The following is a 17,195-nucleotide window of genomic DNA, read 5'->3' as shown; positions in this document are numbered from 1 at the left end:
GATGACTTCGTACGCCGACTACACGACCGGCGAGCCGGTCGTCGACACCAAGGCCCCCACCGGGCCGGTCGACGAGCGGTGGGACACGCGCCGCTTCGAGGCCAAGCTGGTCAACCCCGCCAACCGGCGCAAGCACACCGTGATCGTCGTCGGCACCGGCCTCGCCGGCGGCTCCGCCGGCGCCACCCTCGCCGAACAGGGCTACCACGTCGTCCAGTTCTGCTACCAGGACTCGCCCCGCCGCGCCCATTCCATCGCCGCGCAGGGCGGCATCAACGCCGCGAAGAACTACCGCAACGACGGCGACTCCGTCCACCGCCTGTTCTACGACACCGTCAAGGGCGGCGACTTCCGCGCCCGCGAGTCCAACGTCCACCGGCTCGCGCAGATCTCCGTCGAGATCATCGACCAGTGCGTGGCCCAGGGCGTGCCCTTCGCCCGGGAGTACGGCGGACTGCTCGACACCCGGTCGTTCGGCGGCGTGCAGGTGTCACGCACGTTCTACGCCCGGGGACAGACCGGCCAGCAGCTCCTCCTCGGCGCCTACCAGGCCCTCAGCCGGCAGATCGCCGCCGGGAACATCGAGATGCACCCGCGCACCGAGATGCTCGACCTGATCGTCGTCGGCGGACGGGCGCGCGGGATCGTCGCCCGGGACCTGGTCACGGGCAAGATCGACACGTACTTCGCGGACGCCGTCGTCCTCGCCTCCGGCGGCTACGGCAACGTCTTCTACCTGTCGACGAACGCCATGAACTCCAACGCCACCGCCATCTGGCGGGCCCACCGGCGCGGCGCCCACTTCGCCAACCCCTGCTTCACCCAGATCCACCCCACCTGCATCCCGCGCACCGGCGACCACCAGTCCAAGCTCACGCTGATGAGCGAGTCGCTGCGCAACGACGGGCGCATCTGGGTGCCGAAGGCGAAGGGCGACCAGCGGCCCCCGAACGAGATCCCCGAGGACGAGCGCGACTACTACCTGGAGCGCATCTACCCGTCGTTCGGCAACCTCGTCCCGCGCGACATCGCCTCCCGCGCCGCGAAGAACGTCTGCGACGAGGGCAGGGGAGTGGGCCCCGGCGGGCAGGGCGTCTACCTCGACTTCGCCGACGCCATCGCCCGCATGGGACGCAAGGCGGTCGAGGCCAAGTACGGCAACCTCTTCGACATGTACCAGCGGATCACCGACGAGGATCCGTACGAGGTGCCGATGCGGATCTACCCCGCCGTGCACTACACGATGGGCGGCCTGTGGGTCGACTACGACCTCCAGACCACCGTCCCCGGCCTGTTCGCGATCGGCGAGGCCAACTTCTCCGACCACGGCGCCAACCGGCTCGGCGCCTCCGCGCTGATGCAGGGACTCGCGGACGGCTACTTCGTCCTCCCCTCGACCATCAACGACTACCTGGCCCGCAACCCGCATCACGACGCGGTGACCGACGAACACCCCGCCGTGCAGGAGGTGCTGGCCGACACCCAGGACCGGCTCAACCTGCTGCTGTCCGTCGACGGCGACCGCACCCCCGACTCCTTCCACCGCGAGGTCGGCGAACTCATGTGGGAGTTCTGCGGCATGGCCCGCAGCGACTCCGGCCTGCGCAAGGCGCTGGAGCGCATCCCGCAGATCCGCGAGGAGTTCTGGCGGCGCATCAAGGTGCCCGGCACCGGCGAGGAGTTCAACCAGTCGCTGGAGAAGGCCAACCGCATCGTCGACTACCTGGAGCTCGCCGAGCTGATGTGCCTCGACGCGCTGCACCGCGAGGAGTCCTGCGGCGGCCACTTCCGCGAGGAGTCCCAGACACCCGACGGCGAGGCCGCCCGCAAGGACGAGGAGTTCGGGTACGCGGCCGCCTGGGAGTTCACCGGCACCGGCGAGGCTCCCGTCCTGCACAAGGAAGACCTGGTCTTCGAGTACGTCCACCCCACCCAGCGGAGCTACGCATGAAGCTCACCCTGCGCGTCTGGCGGCAGCGCAACGCCGACGCCGACGGCACGATGTCCACGTACGAGGTGGACGGGATCTCACCCGACATGTCCTTCCTGGAGATGCTCGACACGCTCAACGAGGAGCTCATCGTCAAGGGCGAGGACCCCGTCGCCTTCGACCACGACTGCCGCGAGGGGATCTGCGGGGCGTGCTCGCTCGTCATCAACGGCGACGCGCACGGGCCCGAGCGGACCACCACCTGTCAGCTGCACATGCGGTCGTTCGAGGACGGCGACACCATCGACGTCGAGCCGTGGCGGGCGTCCGCGTTCCCGGTGATCAAGGACCTGGTCGTGGACCGGTCGGCGTTCGACCGGATCATCCAGGCCGGCGGGTACATCACCGCGCCGACCGGGGCGGCTCCCGAAGCGCACGCCACGCCGGTGCCGAAGCCGGATGCCGACCTCGCCTTCGAGCACGCCGAGTGCATCGGGTGCGGGGCGTGCGTGGCGGCCTGTCCGAACGGGGCGGCGATGCTGTTCACGTCCGCCAAGATCAACCATCTCAACGTGCTGCCGCAGGGGGCGCCCGAGCGGGAGACGCGGGTGCTGGACATGGTGGAGCAGATGGACGAGGAGGGGTTCGGGGGCTGCACCCTCGCCGGGGAGTGCGCCACCGCCTGCCCCAAGGGGATACCTCTCATGTCCATCACCAGCATGAACAAGGAGTGGTTGCGGGCCGCACGGAAGGTGAAGCGGTAGCGCGCCGTAGGGGCTTCGGTGCTTCGGTGCTTCGGTGGCTGCGGGTGCGTCGGGGCTGATCGCGCAGTTCCCCGCGCCCCCGGGGCGTTGCAATGAACGTTCGCCGGTACGTGCGGACGGGCGGGGCCGGGAGTGGTGCTCTCCCGGCCCCGTCTCGCTTCTGTCCGTCACGGGCCGGGATCGGCGAGGAGGGGTCCCAGCGGGCCGAGGTCCAGGTTGAGGTCGCTGCGCCGCAGCCCGTGCTGTGCGCACAGTTCGTCCATGCGCTCGTCCAGCAGCGTCAGCGCGGTGCCCAGCCGGTCCTCCTGCTCGACGCTGAGCGTGCCCTCGTCGAAACGGCGGACCGCCTGGCGTTCCATGAGCTGCGCCCGCCGGCTCCGGGTTCTGTCACGCAGCCCACTCTCGCCGCCGGCGCCGGGGTGCGCGTGCGCAAGTGGCCATTCCGGGCCGCGCCGGCGGGCGCGAGCCGTTCAACAACCTCACACCCGTTCTCTCTGCACATGACACGCGCAGGTCAGTCGGTTTCGGGAGAACAGAGGCGGAGGTTCGCACGCCACCGCTCAGCGCCCCGCCCCGCCTCACCGACCGGCCCGTGACCAGGAGAGTGCCATGACCGGCGTACTGACCGTCGACCGCCCCGCGCAGCCCACGGCCCCCACCCGCTACACCGTCGCCCTCGCCCGGAACGAGGAGGACGTGCGGGCCGCCCAGCGGCTGCGGCACGACGTCTTCGCCGGGGAGATGGGCGCCCTGCTGGCCGGCCCGCAGCCGGGCCTCGACGTCGACTCCTTCGACGCGTACTGCGACCACCTGCTCGTCCGGGAGGAGACGACCGGCCAGGTCGTCGGCACCTACCGGCTGCTGCCGCCGGAGCGCGCGGCGGTCGCCGGGCGGCTGTACTCCGAGGGCGAGTTCGAGCTCACCGCCCTCGACGGGATCCGGCCACAGCTCGTCGAGGTCGGCCGCTCCTGCGTGCACCCCGACCACCGCGACGGGGCAGTCATCAGCCTCATCTGGGCCGGCATCGCCCGCTACATGGTCGACCGCGGCCACGAGTGGCTCGCCGGCTGCTGCTCCGTCCCGCTCGCCGACGGCGGCACCCTCGCCTCCGCCACCTGGGACCGGGTCAGCGACAAGCACCTCGCCCCGCAGGAGTTCCGGGTGCGGCCGCTGCTGCCGTGGACGCCGGGCCCCGCGCCCGCCGCCCGCGTCGAACTGCCCGCCCTGCTGCGCGGCTACCTCCGCCTCGGCGCCTGGGTGTGCGGCGCACCGGCCCACGACCCGGACTTCGGCGTCGCCGACCTGTACGTGCTGCTGCCGATGAGCCGCGTCAACGCGCGCTACCTGCGCCACTTCCTCTCTCTCGCCCCGGCCGGATGAGCGCCTGGCTGCCCACCGCGCCCTGCACGCCGCGCGCCTGTGTCGAGGCGTCGGCGGCCGTGCGGGCGCGGGCCGTGCCGCGTGCCGTGCTGCGATTCGGCGCGGTCCTGCTGCTCCTCCTCGCGGGGATCGCGCTGACACCCTTCGGCGCCCGGATCCCGCCGTCCCTCATCCGGCGTTGGTGCCGGTGGATCGTGCGGGCCGCCGGTGTCCGCGTCCGTATCACCGGGGCCGCCGCTCCCACCGGCGGACTGCTGCTGGTCGCCAACCACATCTCCTGGCTGGACGTCCCGCTGCTCGCCGCCGTCCGCCCCGCCCGGATGCTGGCCAAGACGGAGGTACGGCACTGGCCGGTCGCGGGTGCGCTGGCCGCGCGCGGCGGCACCCTGTTCATCGACCGGGACCGGCTGCGGGCTCTCCCGGAGACGGTGGCCCGGATCGCCGGTGCGCTGCGTGCGGGCGCCGCGGTCGCGGCCTTCCCCGAGGGCAGCACCTGGTGCGGCCGGGCGCAGGGCACCTTCCGCCGGGCCGTCTTCCAGGCCGCGCTGGACGCGGGGGTGCCGGTCCAGCCGGTGCGCATCGGCTACCGGCTCAGCGACGGCACGGTCACCACGGCCCCCGCGTACGTCGGCGAGGACACGCTGCTCGCCTCCCTGTGGCGGGTGGCGACGACCCGCGGCCTGATCGCGGAGGTCGAGGTCCGCGACCCCGTTCCCCCGGGCGGCAGCCCCGACCGCCGCGCTCTCGCCCGCGCGGCACAGCAGCCGGAGACGGCCGCGCCGGCCTGGACGCACACGGTGCTCGTCGCGTAGGGGCTCAGCGGGAGCCGGTGAGGGTGCGCGCCAGATACGGCGCCGTCCGGCTCTCCGCCGAGCGCGCGACGTCCCCCGGAGGTCCCGCCGCCACGATGCGTCCGCCCGCGTCGCCGCCGCCCGGGCCCAGGTCGATCACCCAGTCCGCGCGGGCGACGACGGACATGTCGTGCTCGACGACGATCACGGTGTGCCCGGCGTCGACGAGGCCGTGCAACTGGCGCAACAGGACGTCCACGTCGGCCGGGTGGAGACCGGTCGTGGGCTCGTCGAGGAGGTACAGCGTGTGGCCGCGCCGGCCGCGTTGCAGTTCGCTCGCCAGCTTGATGCGCTGGGCCTCGCCGCCGGACAGCTCCGTCGCGGGCTGGCCGAGGCGCAGATAGCCCAGACCGACCTCGAGCAGGGTAAAGAGGCTGCGGGCCACGGCCGGGGTGTCCGCGAAGAACTCCGCCGCGCTCTCCACCGTCAGATCCAGCACCTGCGCGATGTTCCGCCCCCGGTACGTCACCTCCAGCGTCTCCGGGTTGTAGCGGGCCCCGCCGCAGTCCGGGCAGGGCGCGTACGTGCTCGGCAGGAACAGCAGCTCCACGCTGACGAATCCCTCGCCCTGGCAGGTCTCGCAGCGCCCGCCCGCCACGTTGAAGGAGAACCGCCCGACGCCGAAAGCGCGTTCGCGCGCCCCGTCGGTGGCCGCGAACACCTTGCGCACGACGTCGAAGAGGCCCGTGTAGGTGGCGAGGTTGGAGCGCGGAGTGCGGCCGATCGGCCTCTGGTCGACCGAGACCAGCCGGCCCACCCCCGCCGAGTCCTCGGTGATCTCGCCGATGAGCGTGGACTTGCCGGATCCCGACACGCCGGTCACCGCGGTGAACACGCCGAGCGGGAACTTGGCCGTCACCCCCCGCAGGTTGTGCCGCGAGATCGGGCCGGTCCGGAGCCACCCGGTCGCCTCGCGCACATCCCGGGCCGGGGAGGGGGAGCGGTCGAACAGGTAGCGGGCCGTCGCCGACCTCTCGACACCGGCCAGCTCGGCCACCGGGCCGCTGTGCAGCACCCGCCCGCCGTGCTCGCCGGCGTCCGGACCCACGTCGACCAGCCAGTCGGCGCCCCGCATGACGTCGAGGTGGTGTTCCACCACGAACACCGAGTTGCCGGACGTCTTCAGCCGCTCCAGCACCGTGAGCAGCGCCTCGGTGTCCGCCGGGTGCAGTCCTGCCGACGGCTCGTCGAGGACGTAGACGACACCGAAGAGGCCGGAGCGCAGCTGGGTGGCGAGGCGCAGGCGCTGCAGTTCGCCCGCGGAGAGGGTGGGGGCGGGCCGGTCGAGACTGAGGTAGCCGAGCCCCAGCTCCAGGACCGGCGCGATACGGGACCGCAGGTCGTCGGTGAGGACCCGGGCGGCCTCCGAGGTCCCGTCGAGACCGGCGGCCAGCTCCACCAGCGGCAGTGCCGCCAGCTCGGCGATGGTCCGGCCGCCGAACGTCACCGCCATGGCCTCGGGGCGCAGCCGGCTGCCGCCGCACGCCGGGCAGGGCGCACTGGTGAGGAACCGCTCGGCCTTCGCCCGCAGGGTCGGGCTCCTGGAATCCGAGAACGTCTTCATCACGTACCGGTGGGCGCTCATGTACGTGCCCTGGTAGGGCCGTTGGATGCGGTCGGCGTCCCGCACCGGGTGCACCGTCACCACCGGCTGCTCGTCCGTGAACAGGATCCACTCCCGCTCGCCGGCGGGCAGGTCCCGCCACGGCCGGTCCACGTCGTGGCCGAGCGCGTCGAGGATGTCCCGCAGGTTTTTGCCCTGCCAGGCTCCCGGCCACGCCGCGATCGCCCCGTCGCGGATCGACAGCGACGGGTCGGGGACCATGAGCTCCTCGCTCGTACGGTGCACCTGCCCCAGCCCGTGGCACTCCGGGCACGCCCCCACCGCCGTGTTCGGCGAGAAGGCGTCGGAGTCGAGCCGCTCGGCGCCGGGCGGGTAGGTGCCGGCCCGGGAGAACAGCATCCGCAGGGAGTTCGAGAGGTGGGTGACGGTGCCGACGGAGGAGCGGGAGGTGGGCGCCGCCCGGCGCTGCTGGAGCGAGACGGCCGGGGGCAGACCGGTGATCTCCCCGACCTTCGGCGCGCCGACCTGGTGGATCAGCCGCCGCGCGTACGGCGCGACCGACTCGAAGTAGCGCCGCTGCGCCTCCGCGTAGATCGTGCCGAACGCCAGCGACGACTTCCCCGAGCCGGACACACCGGTGAACACGGCCAGCACGTCCCGGGGGATGTCGACGTCGACGCCCCGGAGGTTGTGCTCACGGGCTCCGCGGACACGGACGTACGGGTCATGGGGGTCGCGGTCGTGCATGGAAGACGACTCTAACCGGATCTAACCGGAGGTGATCGCGGCCAGTCGCCGGTAGGAGTCCAGCAGGGCCTCGCGGTCGTACGTGCTGGTCGTGACGAGGACCTCCTGGGCGCCCGTCTCCTTCAGCACCGTCTCCAGCTCGTGCGCGACCTGCTCCTCGGTGCCGGCGATGTGGCCGGTCAGGCCGGACTCGTAGAAGTCGCGCTCCTTCCCGGTCAGGGTGAGCGCCTCCACGCGCTCGGCGGGCGACAGCGGCGGGAAGGTGCCGCGGGTGCGGGAGTGCGCCATGGACCAGGCCTCGGGGATCAGCAGCCGCCGGGCCTCCTCGGGGGTGCCGGCCACCGCGATGGTGCCCGAGATGACGACGTAGGGCTCCGCGGCCCAGACGGAGGGGCGGAACCGGTCGCGGTAGTGGTCGATGCCGCGCCGCATCTTCTCGCGGTTCCTGAGGTCGCCGATCACCATGGGCAGGCCCGCGCGGGCGGCGATGCCGGCGCCCTCGCCCATGGCCAGGACGAACGGCGGCACGGTCAGGCCCTCGGCGGGGCGGGCGTGCACGCCGGTGGGGGAGGTGCCCCGGAACCAGCCGAGCAGCTCCGCGAGCCGGTCCTCGAAGTCCGCCGCGTCGCCCTTGTCGCGGCCCAGGGCACGGCGCACCCCGTCCGTGAAGCCGACGGACCGGCCCAGACCCATGTCGATCCGCCCGGGGAACAGCGACTCCAGGACGCCGAACTGCTCGGCCACGACCAGCGGCCGGTGGTTGGGCAGCATCACCCCGCCGGTCCCGACCCGGATCGTCCTGGTCGCGCCCGCGACGGCGGCCGCCAGCACCGTCGGCGCGGAACCGGCGACCCCGGGCACGCCGTGGTGCTCGGAGACCCAGACGCGGTGGTAGCCGAGCCCCTCCAGCTCCCGCGCCAGCCGCACGGTGTCGCGCAGCGCCTCGGGGTGGGTGTGCCCCTCGCGGGTGCGGGAGCGGTCGAGGACGGACAGGAGCACGGAATCCATACCTGGTTCTACGCCGGACGGGGCCGCCGGTATTCCGCCGCGGCCGCGGCGGGACCGCCGCCGGAAATCCGGGTGACCGCGTCCCTGCACGTCAGGACAATGGTCCGGTCTCCACAAGCGAAAGGCGGCCGACCGTGACCGTCCCCGGCATCCTGCTCTCCGGCATCGTCGGATCGACCGCCTACGGTCTCGCCCGCCCGGGCTCGGACATCGACCGCCTCGGCCTGTTCGCCGTGCCCACCGCGGAACTGCACGGTCTGCGCCACCCGAAGGAGTCCCACGTCAGCACGGCGCCGGACCGCACGCTCCACGAGGCGGCCAAGTGGTGCCGGCTGGCCCTGGGCGGCAACCCGACCGCGATGGAACTGGTGTGGCTCCCGGACGACCTGTACGAGGTGCGCACCCCGCTCGGCGACGAGCTCATCGGCATCCGTACGGCGTTCCTGTGCGCCAAGCGGGTCAGGGACGCCTACCTCGGGTACGCGACCCGGCAGTTCCGGCGACTGGAGGCACGCGGCGACGGTTCGTTCTCCGCCGACACCCGCAAGCGGACCGCGAAGCACGCCCGGCATCTCAAACGGCTGTGCGGGCAGGGCCTGGAGCTGTACACCACCGGGCGGTTGACGATCCGCGTCGAGGACCCGGACGAGTACCACGCCTTCGGCGAGCGCGTCGCCGCCGATCCGTCGGTCGCCCTGCCCCTGCTCAGGCACTACGAGGCCGCCTTCGACGAGGGCCCCACGGTGCTGCCGGACGAACCCGACGAGGCGCCGGTCGAGGCCTGGCTGCGCCGGGTCCGGGCGCACTTCCTCGCCGGGGCGGCCAACTCAGCCGCCGGGGCGTAGCAGGCCGCGCTCGTAGGCCCTGACCAGGTTCTGCGGGACGAGGTGGGTGACGCCGTCGACGGTGACGGGGACCAGCGTCGGGGTGACCGCCTTCCACTGGGCGCGGCGGTGGCGGGTGTTGCTGCGGGACATCTTCCGCTTCGGGACAGCCATGGGACTCCTCCTCGGTGGTCGGGCACCGAGGACGCTACATGAAAATGGATCCCATTAACAATGGGCGTCCCGGTGCCCGGCCGTCGCGATCCCTCGAAGGCGTCTCAGTCCTCGGCTCCCACCAGCATCCGCACCTCGAACTCCTCGTGGGCGGCAGGCTCTTCGGCCGGGCCCTTGTCCAGCACCGTCCCGAGCCAGCCCAGCAGGAAACCCGCGGGGATGGAGACGATGCCGGGGTTCTGGAGCGGGAACCAGGCGAAGTCGACCTCCGGGTAGAACGAGCCCGGGGTGGAGGAGACGACCGGCGAGAAGGCCGCCAGCAGGACGGAGCAGAGCAGCCCGCCGTAGAGGCTGAGCAGGGCGCCCTTCGCGCTGAAGCGCCGCCAGAACAGGGTGTAGGTGATCGTCGGCAGGATCGCGGACGCCGCGATGGCGAAGGCCAGGAACGCGAGCGTCGCGGTGTTCGCGCCCCAGGCGATCAGGGCCAGCAGGATGCCGAGGACGCCGATGACGGCCCCGGACAGCCGGGCGACGGTCAGCTCCTCCGTCTCGCTCGCCCGGCCCTTGCGGATCACCTCGCTGTACAGGTCGTGCGCGAGGGAGGAAGCCGCGGCCAGGGTGAGACCGACCGCCACGGCGAGCAGCGTCAGATACGCCAGACAGGTCAGCAGCGCGGTCAGGACGCTGCCGCCCAGCTCGTGGGCGAGCAGCAGCACGGAGGCGTTGCCGGTGCGGTCGGTGCTCTCGATGGTGTCCCGGCCGAGCAGCGCGGTGGCGCCGAGCCCCATGATGCCGGCCCCGAAACAGACCGCGCCGACCAGGCCGACGGCCCACAGCACCGACGAGCGCAGAACACCGCTGTTGCGTGGGGTGAGCAACCGCATCAGCACGTGCGGGAGGGCGGCGAGGCCGAGGACGATGGCCAGTTCGAGGCTGAGGAAGTCCAGTTTGTTGCTGACGGTGCCGCCGTAGCGCAGCCCGGGCTGGAGGAAGCTCAAGCCGGAACCGCTGCGTTCGGAGGCCCTCTCCAGCAGCAGGTCGGGGTTCCAGTCGAAGTGGTGCAGCACCCAGCCCGCGGTGAACAGCACGCCCACCACCAGCATCACGGCCTTGATGATCTGGATGACCGTCGCTCCGGGCATGCCGCCGAGAGAGGCGTACAAGATGACGAAGGCGCCGATCACGACCACGCACAGGGTGCGGGTGGTGCCGCTCGGCACACCGGTGAACTGGGTCAGCAGGGCCACACTGCCCACGAGTTGGGCCACCAGGTACAGCGTGGCGATGGCCAGGACGCAGACCGCCAGCGCGACCCGCACCGGCCGCTGCTGCCGGGGCAGCCGCAGCGCCACCGTGTCGCCCAGCGTGAACTCGCCCGTGCGGTGCAGGGGTTCGGCGATCAGCAGCAGCACCATCATCCAGGCGACGGTGGTGCCGCCGAGATACATCAGCCCGTCGTAACCGGTCAGCGCGACCAGCCCGGTGCTGCCCAGCAGGGTGGCGGCCGACAGGTAGTCGCCGCACATGGCGAGGCCGTTGCGCAGCGGCGACATGGCGCGGTTGCCGAGGTAGAACTCGCTGATCTCGTCGCGCTGAGGAGCCGTCAGCAGTGCCGTGAACAGGGTGATCACAACCACGGTCAGGAACAGGACGAACGTCAGCCGCAGGCTGCTGTCGTCGATGGCGGCGGCGCTCACCACGTGCGAAACCCCCTCGTCCCGTGCCGGAGCGGCTGCCCGGCCCCCTGTGCGGGAGCCGCCGCCCGGGCACGGCGGCTCTCGGTCTCGTACAGCCGGGACCTCAGGCCGCGGGCGAGCGGATCGACCCGGCTGCGCATGTGCCGGACGTAGCACCACGCGGTCACGCCCATGACGACGAACTGCCCGAGACCGAGGGTCAGTCCGAGCGTGAGGCGGCCGAACAGCGGCTGGTTCATCACCGCGGGCACAAAACTCGACAGCACTACATACAGCAGGAATCCACCGACGGACAGGATTGTCGCCCGGATGCCGAACCGGCGCTGCGCGCGACGCAGAGAGTGAAATTCGGGATGGTCGGATATACGAGACGGCGGAGTCTGTTCGATGTGCGGCAGCGGGAATGTGGGAGTGTCTTCCCGCCGCGGTGAATATTCGGGCACAGGCGCACCTTCTTCGCTGCATCGTGCCCCGCACTCGACCCCGTCGGGTCGGTGGACGCGTCCGGTTTTCGGGCAGGGGGAAGGGGTGCCGGACGCGCGGTGGGGGTGCGGGCTCTGTGGGGGCTCGTGAATCCGGATACCCAGCTGTCCGGATTCACGAGGACGGCCTCGGGGTTCTTCGTGGGGACCCCCGACGAGCCCCGGCCACGGGTGGTGGCGAGGCTGAGAGCGGAGTATGTCAGTGCCGTGCTTGAGCCATCAACTGTGAAGGTGAATTGACCCGCGTACATGGCTTGTTCACGCGCGCTGTCTCAATTGCGCTTAGGGGTCCTTTCACTATGAGTGTCCGATCAGGGCGCGTGGTCTGGTGCCGTGCGTCGCAAGGCGCCGGGAAGCCCTCGTAGCGGAGCTACTAGGGCTTTTCGGCAACGCGGCGAGGTGCGGTGCCAGGCCGCGCGACCCGGACGGGCATAGTGAAAGGACCCCTTAGGGTGGGCGGCGTGAGTGACGACCGCAGCAAGGCCCCGCTGGCCGTGTTCGACCTGGACAACACCCTCGCCGACACCACGCACCGGCAGGGGTTCCTCCAGCGCACGCCGAAGGACTGGAACGGATTCTTCTCGGCGGCGCCGCAGGACCCGCCCGCCCCGGCGGGCATCGCGCTGGTCCGGGAGCGCGCGCAGGAGTGCGAGATCGTCTACCTCACCGGGCGGCCCGAGCGCTGCCGGCGCGACACGCTGGAGTGGCTCGCCGCCCAGGGGCTGCCCGAGGGGCGCGTGTACATGCGGCGGGACGCCGACCGGCGGCCCGCCCGGTTCACCAAGCTGGAGATCCTGCGGCGGCTCGCCCGCACCCGCGAGGTCCGCGTCCTCGTGGACGACGACGAACTGGTCTGCGCGGACGCCCGGCGTGCGGGCTTCACCGTCGTCAGGGCCGACTGGGTGACCCGGTCCGCCGAGATGAAGGCCGCGCAGCAGCGCGAGGGGCGGACCTGAGGACTACTCCGACTCGTCGAGACGGAAGCCCACCTTGAGCCCCACCTGCCAGTGGGCGATCTGGCCGTCCTCGAGCTGGCCGCGCACCTGCGTCACCTCGAACCAGTCCAGGTTGTGCAGCGTCTGAGAGGCCCGGTCGATGCCGTTGCGGACGGCCTGGTCGACGCCGTCCGGTGAGGTGCCGACGATCTCCGTGACCCGGTAGGTGTGGTTCGACATGCCGCTGCTCCTCTTCCCACGTTCCCTGTGACGCGAGTGTCACGCGTCATTCCACGGTGCCCCAAGCGGCGGCGAAGCGCGAGACGTCGTCTCCCGCCGTCGCCGCCGCCCCCGAGTTCCCCGATGTCAGCGCGCCACGCTCAGCGACAGCGCGAACCGGCCCGGGCCGTCCGTCCACCAGTGGGCCAGCTCCAGCCCCGCCGCGGACAGTTCGGCGCGCACGCCCTCCTGCCGGAACTTCGCCGACACCTCGGTCCGCATCTCCTCACCCGCTGTGAAGTCGACGGCGAGATCGAGCGCCGGCACCTTCACCGTCTGCGCCGTACGGGAGCGCAGCCGCATCTCGATCCACTCCTGCTCCGCGTTCCACAGCGCCACATGCCCGAACGCGTCAGGCTGGAAGTCGGCGCCCAGTTCACGGTTGATCACGGTCAGGACGTTCTTGTTGAACGCGGCCGTCACCCCGGCCGCGTCGTCGTACGCCCGGACCAGCACCTCCTCGTCCTTGACCAGGTCCGTGCCCAGCAGCAGGGCATCGCCCGGGGTGAGCAGGGCACGCACCGAGGTGAGGAACGCGGCGCGTTCGGCGGGCAGCAGATTGCCGATCGTGCCGCCCAGGAACGCCACCAGCCGTGGCCCCGGTGTGTCCGGCAGGGTCAGTTCCGCCGTGAAGTCGGCGATCAGCGCGTGCACGTCCAGCCCCGGCCGTTCGGCGGCGAGCGCCTGCCCGGCCTGGGTGAGGGCGCTCCCACTGACGTCGACCGGAACGTAGGTGTGCAGGTCGGTGAGGGCGTCGAGCAGATGCCGGGTCTTCTCCGAGGACCCGGAGCCGAGCTCGACCAGGGTGCGTGCCCCGGTCGCCGCGGCGATGTCCCCGGAGCGCGCCAAAAGGATCTCCCGCTCCGCGCGCGTGGGGTAGTACTCGGGGAGTTCCGTGATCTTCTCGAACAGGTCGCTGCCGTGCGCGTCGTAGAACCACTTCGGCGGCAGGGTCTTGGGACGGCCGGTCAGACCCCGGTGGACGTCGGCGCGCAGCGCGGCGCCCGTGGTGTCCTCGGGCAGGGTGCGGGTGAGGCGGAACGGGCTCACGTACGGCTCTCCTTGGAGGGTGCGGGCACGGCGGCGTCGGTCGGCTCCTTCAGCGGCGTCAGCAGCACGTCGGTGCGGCTCGCCGCGAGCAGGGTCCGGTCGGGGACCTCCTGCCAGTGCGGATCGTCGTCGTAGGGCTCGGAGGCCACGACGGTGCCGCCGCCGGGCCGGGTGAGGTACCACAGGGCGTCGCCCCAGGCGGTCGCGGTGATGGTGTCGCCGTTGGTGAGCAGCAGGTTGAGCCGGGAACCGGGGGCCGCCGCTGCGACCTCCAGGACGGTGTCGGCCATCGCCTGGCCCTCCTCGTCGCCGCCCCGCAGCCGCGCCAGCACCAGCGCCCACACGAGCGCCGAGTCGTTGCGGGCCTCCAGCGACAGCAGGTCCTCGTGCGGCAGCGTCCGGGACAGCGAGGCCAGCGAACCGGGCCAGCCCTTCACCGCCCCGTTGTGGCTGAACAGCCAGGTTCCCGCGGCGAACGGGGCCGCCGCGGCCTCCGCGTCCGCCCCCGACAAAGTCGCGTCCCGCACCGCCGCGAGCAGCGCGGGGGAGCGGACGACCCGGGCCAGGTCGGCGAACGACAGGTCCGCCCAGATCGGCCCGGCCCGGCGGTAGCGGGCCGGCACCGGGTCGCCCTCGGCGTACCAGCCCACGCCGAACCCGTCGGCGTTGACCGTCCCGTACCGCTGGTGCCGGGGCGCCCACGACTGCCGGTACAACCCGTGCGGGGGGTCCACGACGATCCGGCCCAGCGGCTCCTTGGGCCCCACGTACGCCACATGCCGGCACATCAGACGTCCTCCGACCGGGCCGTGCGGAACCCGGAGAAGATCTGCCGCCGGATCGGGTAGTCCCAGTTGCGGAAGGTGCCCCGGCAGGCCACCGCGTCCACCGCGAACGAACCGCCGCGCAGCACCTTGTACTCGGGCCCGAAGAAGACCTCCGAGTACTCCTTGTACGGGAACGCCCTGAACCCCGGGTACGGCAGGAAGTCGCTCGCCGTCCACTCCCACACGTCGCCGATCAACTGCCGTACGCCGAGCGGCGACTCGCCGGCCGGGTAGCTCCCGGCGGGTGCCGGGCGCAGGTGCCGCTGGCCGAGGTTGGCGTGCTCGGGCCCCGGGTCGGCGTCGCCCCACGGGTAGCGCATCGAGCGGTCGCCGGCCGGGTCGTGCCGGGCCGCCTTCTCCCACTCGGCCTCCGTGGGCAGCCGGCGCCCCGCCCAGCGGGCGTAGGCGTCGGCCTCGTACCAGCTCACGTGCAGCACGGGCTCGTCCGGCGGGACGACCTCGGTGACGCCGAAGCGCCGCCTGAGGAACTGCTGTCCGTCGCGCCGCCAGTACAGCGGGGTGTCGATGCCGTGCTTCCGGATGTGCGCCCAGCCGTCGGCCGTCCACCACCGCGGGTTGTCGTAGCCGCCGTCCTCGATGAACGCCCGGTAGGCGCCGTTGGTCACCGGGATGGTGTCGATGTGGAAGGCCGCGACCTCGCGCCGGTGCGCGGGGCGTTCGTTGTCCAGGGCCCAGGGCTCGCCGGAGGTGCCCATCGTGAACGAGCCGCCCGGGACGAGGACTTCGGACGGGCCCGTGGACAGCGGCGCCGGCTCCGGGTCGGGTGCCGTCAGGGCCGGTGGGCCCGTACGCAGCTGATGGGTGATCAGCATCGTCTCGTCGTGCTGCTGTTCGTGCTGCGCGATCATCCCGAAGGCGAATCCGGCCTCCGTCAGCCGCGTGCCGTGGAACGCGTGCCGCTCCAGCACGTCCAGTGCCCTTCCGCGGACGTCGGCCGCGTAGGTGCGGGCCTCGGCGGGCGACAGCAGGGGCAGTTTCGGCCGCTCGGCGCGCGGGTGCTCGAAGGCGTCGTAGAGGCCGTCTATCTCGGGCCGTATCGCCTCGTGCCCGGCGACGGCCCGCAGCAGCCACTGCTCCTCCTGGTTGCCGATGTGCGCGAGGTCCCACACCAGCGGCGACATCAGCGGCGAGTGCTGCGCGGTCAGGTCGGGATCCTCCACGCAACTCGTCAGCAGGGTGGTGCGGTCGCGGGCCACGACGAGTGAGGCGACCGCCCGCTCACGGAGGACCTCGGGGTCGACGGCCTGGGCGTCGACGGCGGGATCGGTGTCGGTCATGGGCGGAAGTCCTTCCCGTGGGCGCGGCCGTCCGTGCCGCGCTGTCGGTCGAGCAGGTCGTCGGCGGGGCAGCGGCCCAGGACGACGTAGCGGTCCAGATAGGCCGTGACGGCCTCGATGACCCCGGGGGCGGCGCCGAGCCGGGGCAGGGCGTCCAGCGCGGTCGTGAAGCACGTGATGGCCACCTCGCGCAGTTCCGCGTCGGCCAGGCCGCCGCGGGCCGCGTCGAGCCACAGCGGGTTGTGCGGCGCGGGCAGGCCCAGCGTCCGCTCGGCCAGTGGCTTCACTGCCCGGTAGGCGGTCTCGGTGGCCTCCGGGTCGTCGAACAGCGCGGCCGTCACGGCGAGCGGCACGATCCAGCCGTCGTCGCCGGGCTGCGCGTCGATCATGCGCAGTTCAAGATGGCCGCGCGGCCTGACCGGCGGGAACAGCGTCGTGACGTGGTAGTCGAGATCCTCCCGGGTGGGCGGCCTGGGCGTGCCCGTGCGGATCCAGTCCCGGAAGGTGAGGCCCTCGGGGACGTCCCAGGGCCCGCCGTCCCGCCGTACGCACATCACGGGGGAGTCCAGCACGTGCCGGGCCCAGGCGCCGCGCGGGTCGGCGTCCAGCCGCGGTCCGCCCGCCCGGCCCGCGCCGATCCGGGTCCACGTCAGCTGCCGGGTGGACAGCCAGCCGGTCGGCCGGTGTGCGGCGAGCGGGGAGTTGGCGAACGCGGCCACCAGGACCGCGCCCATGTGGTGGGCGAGCCACCAGCGCCGCACCAGGCCGAGCGGTCCGGGCTCCTCGTGGCCGGCGTCCAGGCACACCTGCACGGAGGCGGAGGTGCACATCATGGCGCGGCCGGCGGGGCCCGTGCGGTCCAGGCACGCCTCCATGGCGTCGTAGCGCGGTTGGCGCAGGAACCGGCGGGGTTCGTGCCAGGGGTCCTGGCCGAGGCCGACGAGGGCGAGGCCGCCTTCGCGCAGAACCGCGCGGACGGCGTCGAGGTCGGCGGAGACGGTGGTGATGACTTCCGTCAGCGAGGCGGCGGGGGGCGAGCTCAGCTCCAGCTGGCCGCCGGGTTCCACGGTGAGCGCCGACCTCAGAGGCACGGTCCGCAGCGCGGCGTAGGCCGCTTCGAGTCGTTCGGGCGTGACGGGGAGCTGCGGTTCGCGCAGCTCGTGGACGAGCCATTCCACCTCGACACCGAGGCGCCGTGGCGGGCCGGTCTTGAAGCAGATGCCGCGGACGAGAGCCTCGACCTCGGCTTCGGACAGTGAGGTGCGTGGCCGGGTACAGCCACTTACCGAATCGGACATGTCGGGATCCTCCTGAGATTCCACCATGCCACCGGTCCGGGCTCTTCGGCGGCCCGGGCCGGGATCATCTGTCCCACCCAAGACGCT

Annotated in this window: 16 protein-coding genes and 1 pseudogene; 6 read left to right on the top strand and 11 right to left on the bottom strand. The window is 72.3% G+C overall.

Annotated elements, in window-relative coordinates; all coding sequences use genetic code 11:
- Position 1: 1 nt before the first annotated feature.
- On the top strand, positions 2–1,951 hold the full coding sequence (locus tag HDC93_RS00290) for a fumarate reductase/succinate dehydrogenase flavoprotein subunit (RefSeq protein ID WP_185005988.1): 1,950 nt from the start codon (positions 2–4) through the stop codon (positions 1,949–1,951).
- Positions 1,948–2,694, top strand: coding sequence for a succinate dehydrogenase/fumarate reductase iron-sulfur subunit (locus HDC93_RS00285; protein ID WP_030851268.1), 747 nt, complete (start codon positions 1,948–1,950; stop codon positions 2,692–2,694). Before HDC93_RS00290 ends, HDC93_RS00285 begins: the two co-directional genes overlap by 4 nt.
- A gap of 167 nt (positions 2,695–2,861) precedes the next feature.
- On the opposite strand, the pseudogene HDC93_RS00280 reads toward HDC93_RS00285, so the two are convergent.
- Positions 2,862–3,059, bottom strand: a pseudogene (locus HDC93_RS00280) (gas vesicle protein K); the annotation flags it as partial.
- A 244-nt stretch (positions 3,060–3,303) separates the two neighbouring features.
- Between HDC93_RS00280 and HDC93_RS00275 the strand changes: the two are divergent.
- Positions 3,304–4,074 (top strand): GNAT family N-acetyltransferase, encoded by a 771-nt coding sequence (locus tag HDC93_RS00275; protein WP_185005986.1) that lies wholly within the window; start codon positions 3,304–3,306, stop codon positions 4,072–4,074.
- Positions 4,071–4,886: a 1-acyl-sn-glycerol-3-phosphate acyltransferase gene (locus HDC93_RS00270; protein ID WP_185005984.1), complete on the top strand. Its 816-nt coding sequence runs from the start codon at positions 4,071–4,073 to the stop codon at positions 4,884–4,886. Before HDC93_RS00275 ends, HDC93_RS00270 begins: the two co-directional genes overlap by 4 nt.
- A 4-nt stretch (positions 4,887–4,890) precedes the next feature.
- On the opposite strand, the gene HDC93_RS00265 is transcribed toward HDC93_RS00270, so the two are convergent.
- Together HDC93_RS00265 and HDC93_RS00260 are read right to left on the bottom strand one after the other, a co-directional pair.
- A complete protein-coding gene (locus tag HDC93_RS00265; protein ID WP_185005981.1) occupies positions 4,891–7,236 on the bottom strand; it encodes an excinuclease ABC subunit UvrA in 2,346 nt (781 codons plus the stop codon).
- Positions 7,237–7,257: 21 nt separating this feature from the next.
- Positions 7,258–8,244: an LLM class flavin-dependent oxidoreductase gene (locus tag HDC93_RS00260; protein WP_185005980.1), complete on the bottom strand. Its 987-nt coding sequence runs from the start codon at positions 8,242–8,244 to the stop codon at positions 7,258–7,260.
- Positions 8,245–8,378: 134 nt separating this feature from the next.
- On the opposite strand from HDC93_RS00260, the gene HDC93_RS00255 reads away from it, so the two are divergent.
- Positions 8,379–9,089 (top strand): DNA polymerase beta superfamily protein, encoded by a 711-nt coding sequence (locus tag HDC93_RS00255; protein WP_398769216.1) that lies wholly within the window; start codon positions 8,379–8,381, stop codon positions 9,087–9,089.
- Here the strand turns inward: HDC93_RS00255 and rpmF are convergent.
- The 3 genes from rpmF to HDC93_RS00240 form a co-directional block, all read right to left on the bottom strand.
- Positions 9,072–9,242, bottom strand: coding sequence for a 50S ribosomal protein L32 (rpmF, locus tag HDC93_RS00250; RefSeq protein ID WP_185005978.1), 171 nt, complete (start codon positions 9,240–9,242; stop codon positions 9,072–9,074). The two genes, HDC93_RS00255 and rpmF, sit on opposite strands and share 18 nt — an antisense overlap.
- A gap of 104 nt (positions 9,243–9,346) precedes the next feature.
- Positions 9,347–10,942 (bottom strand): cation acetate symporter, encoded by a 1,596-nt coding sequence (locus HDC93_RS00245; RefSeq protein WP_185005976.1) that lies wholly within the window; start codon positions 10,940–10,942, stop codon positions 9,347–9,349.
- Positions 10,936–11,382 (bottom strand): DUF485 domain-containing protein, encoded by a 447-nt coding sequence (locus HDC93_RS00240; RefSeq protein ID WP_185005974.1) that lies wholly within the window; start codon positions 11,380–11,382, stop codon positions 10,936–10,938. The genes HDC93_RS00245 and HDC93_RS00240 overlap by 7 nt, the downstream gene beginning before the upstream one ends.
- Positions 11,383–11,882: 500 nt before the next feature.
- Between HDC93_RS00240 and HDC93_RS00235 the strand changes: the two genes are divergently transcribed.
- Positions 11,883–12,377, top strand: coding sequence for a hypothetical protein (locus HDC93_RS00235; RefSeq protein WP_311774452.1), 495 nt, complete (start codon positions 11,883–11,885; stop codon positions 12,375–12,377).
- A gap of 3 nt (positions 12,378–12,380) precedes the next feature.
- Here the strand turns inward: HDC93_RS00235 and HDC93_RS00230 are convergent, their stop codons facing one another.
- The 5 genes from HDC93_RS00230 to egtA all read right to left on the bottom strand — a co-directional run bounded on the left by HDC93_RS00230 (position 12,381) and on the right by egtA (position 17,108).
- On the bottom strand, positions 12,381–12,596 hold the full coding sequence (locus HDC93_RS00230; RefSeq protein WP_185005970.1) for a dodecin: 216 nt from the start codon (positions 12,594–12,596) through the stop codon (positions 12,381–12,383).
- A 126-nt stretch (positions 12,597–12,722) separates the two neighbouring features.
- Positions 12,723–13,685 (bottom strand): L-histidine N(alpha)-methyltransferase, encoded by a 963-nt coding sequence (egtD, locus tag HDC93_RS00225; protein WP_185005967.1) that lies wholly within the window; start codon positions 13,683–13,685, stop codon positions 12,723–12,725.
- Positions 13,682–14,473 (bottom strand): ergothioneine biosynthesis protein EgtC, encoded by a 792-nt coding sequence (gene egtC, locus HDC93_RS00220; protein ID WP_185005965.1) that lies wholly within the window; start codon positions 14,471–14,473, stop codon positions 13,682–13,684. The genes egtD and egtC overlap by 4 nt, the downstream gene beginning before the upstream one ends.
- Positions 14,473–15,810 carry an ergothioneine biosynthesis protein EgtB gene (gene egtB, locus HDC93_RS00215; protein WP_185005963.1) on the bottom strand — a complete coding sequence of 446 codons (1,338 nt, stop codon included), beginning with the start codon at positions 15,808–15,810 and terminating at the stop codon, positions 14,473–14,475. The genes egtC and egtB overlap by 1 nt, the downstream gene beginning before the upstream one ends.
- The gene (egtA, locus tag HDC93_RS00210) at positions 15,807–17,108 is read right to left on the bottom strand and encodes an ergothioneine biosynthesis glutamate--cysteine ligase EgtA (RefSeq protein ID WP_185005961.1); all 1,302 of its coding nucleotides are present in this window, start codon (positions 17,106–17,108) and stop codon (positions 15,807–15,809) included. The genes egtB and egtA overlap by 4 nt, the downstream gene beginning before the upstream one ends.
- Positions 17,109–17,195: the final 87 nt, after the last annotated feature.

It is taken from the genome of Streptomyces sp. AK010, from assembly GCF_014207295.1.
Taxonomy (GTDB): domain Bacteria; phylum Actinomycetota; class Actinomycetes; order Streptomycetales; family Streptomycetaceae; genus Streptomyces; species Streptomyces massasporeus.
Note: the sequence above shows the minus strand (reverse complement) of the source record. Positions and strands in the feature narration are given on the sequence as shown.

Excerpts from the sequence above, each read along its gene's own strand:
- HDC93_RS00275 (WP_185005986.1), top strand. The coding sequence starts at position 3,304 with ATGACCGGCGTACTGACCGTCGACCGCCCCGCGCAGCCCACGGCCCCC.
- egtC (WP_185005965.1), bottom strand. The coding sequence starts at position 14,473 with ATGTGCCGGCATGTGGCGTACGTGGGGCCCAAGGAGCCGCTGGGCCGG.
- HDC93_RS00230 (WP_185005970.1), bottom strand. The coding sequence starts at position 12,596 with ATGTCGAACCACACCTACCGGGTCACGGAGATCGTCGGCACCTCACCG.
- egtB (WP_185005963.1), bottom strand. The coding sequence starts at position 15,810 with ATGACCGACACCGATCCCGCCGTCGACGCCCAGGCCGTCGACCCCGAG.
- HDC93_RS00285 (WP_030851268.1), top strand. The coding sequence starts at position 1,948 with ATGAAGCTCACCCTGCGCGTCTGGCGGCAGCGCAACGCCGACGCCGAC.
- HDC93_RS00265 (WP_185005981.1), bottom strand. The coding sequence starts at position 7,236 with ATGCACGACCGCGACCCCCATGACCCGTACGTCCGTGTCCGCGGAGCC.
- HDC93_RS00260 (WP_185005980.1), bottom strand. The coding sequence starts at position 8,244 with ATGGATTCCGTGCTCCTGTCCGTCCTCGACCGCTCCCGCACCCGCGAG.
- rpmF (WP_185005978.1), bottom strand. The coding sequence starts at position 9,242 with ATGGCTGTCCCGAAGCGGAAGATGTCCCGCAGCAACACCCGCCACCGC.
- HDC93_RS00290 (WP_185005988.1), top strand. The coding sequence starts at position 2 with ATGACTTCGTACGCCGACTACACGACCGGCGAGCCGGTCGTCGACACC.
- HDC93_RS00270 (WP_185005984.1), top strand. The coding sequence starts at position 4,071 with ATGAGCGCCTGGCTGCCCACCGCGCCCTGCACGCCGCGCGCCTGTGTC.
- egtA (WP_185005961.1), bottom strand. The coding sequence starts at position 17,108 with ATGTCCGATTCGGTAAGTGGCTGTACCCGGCCACGCACCTCACTGTCC.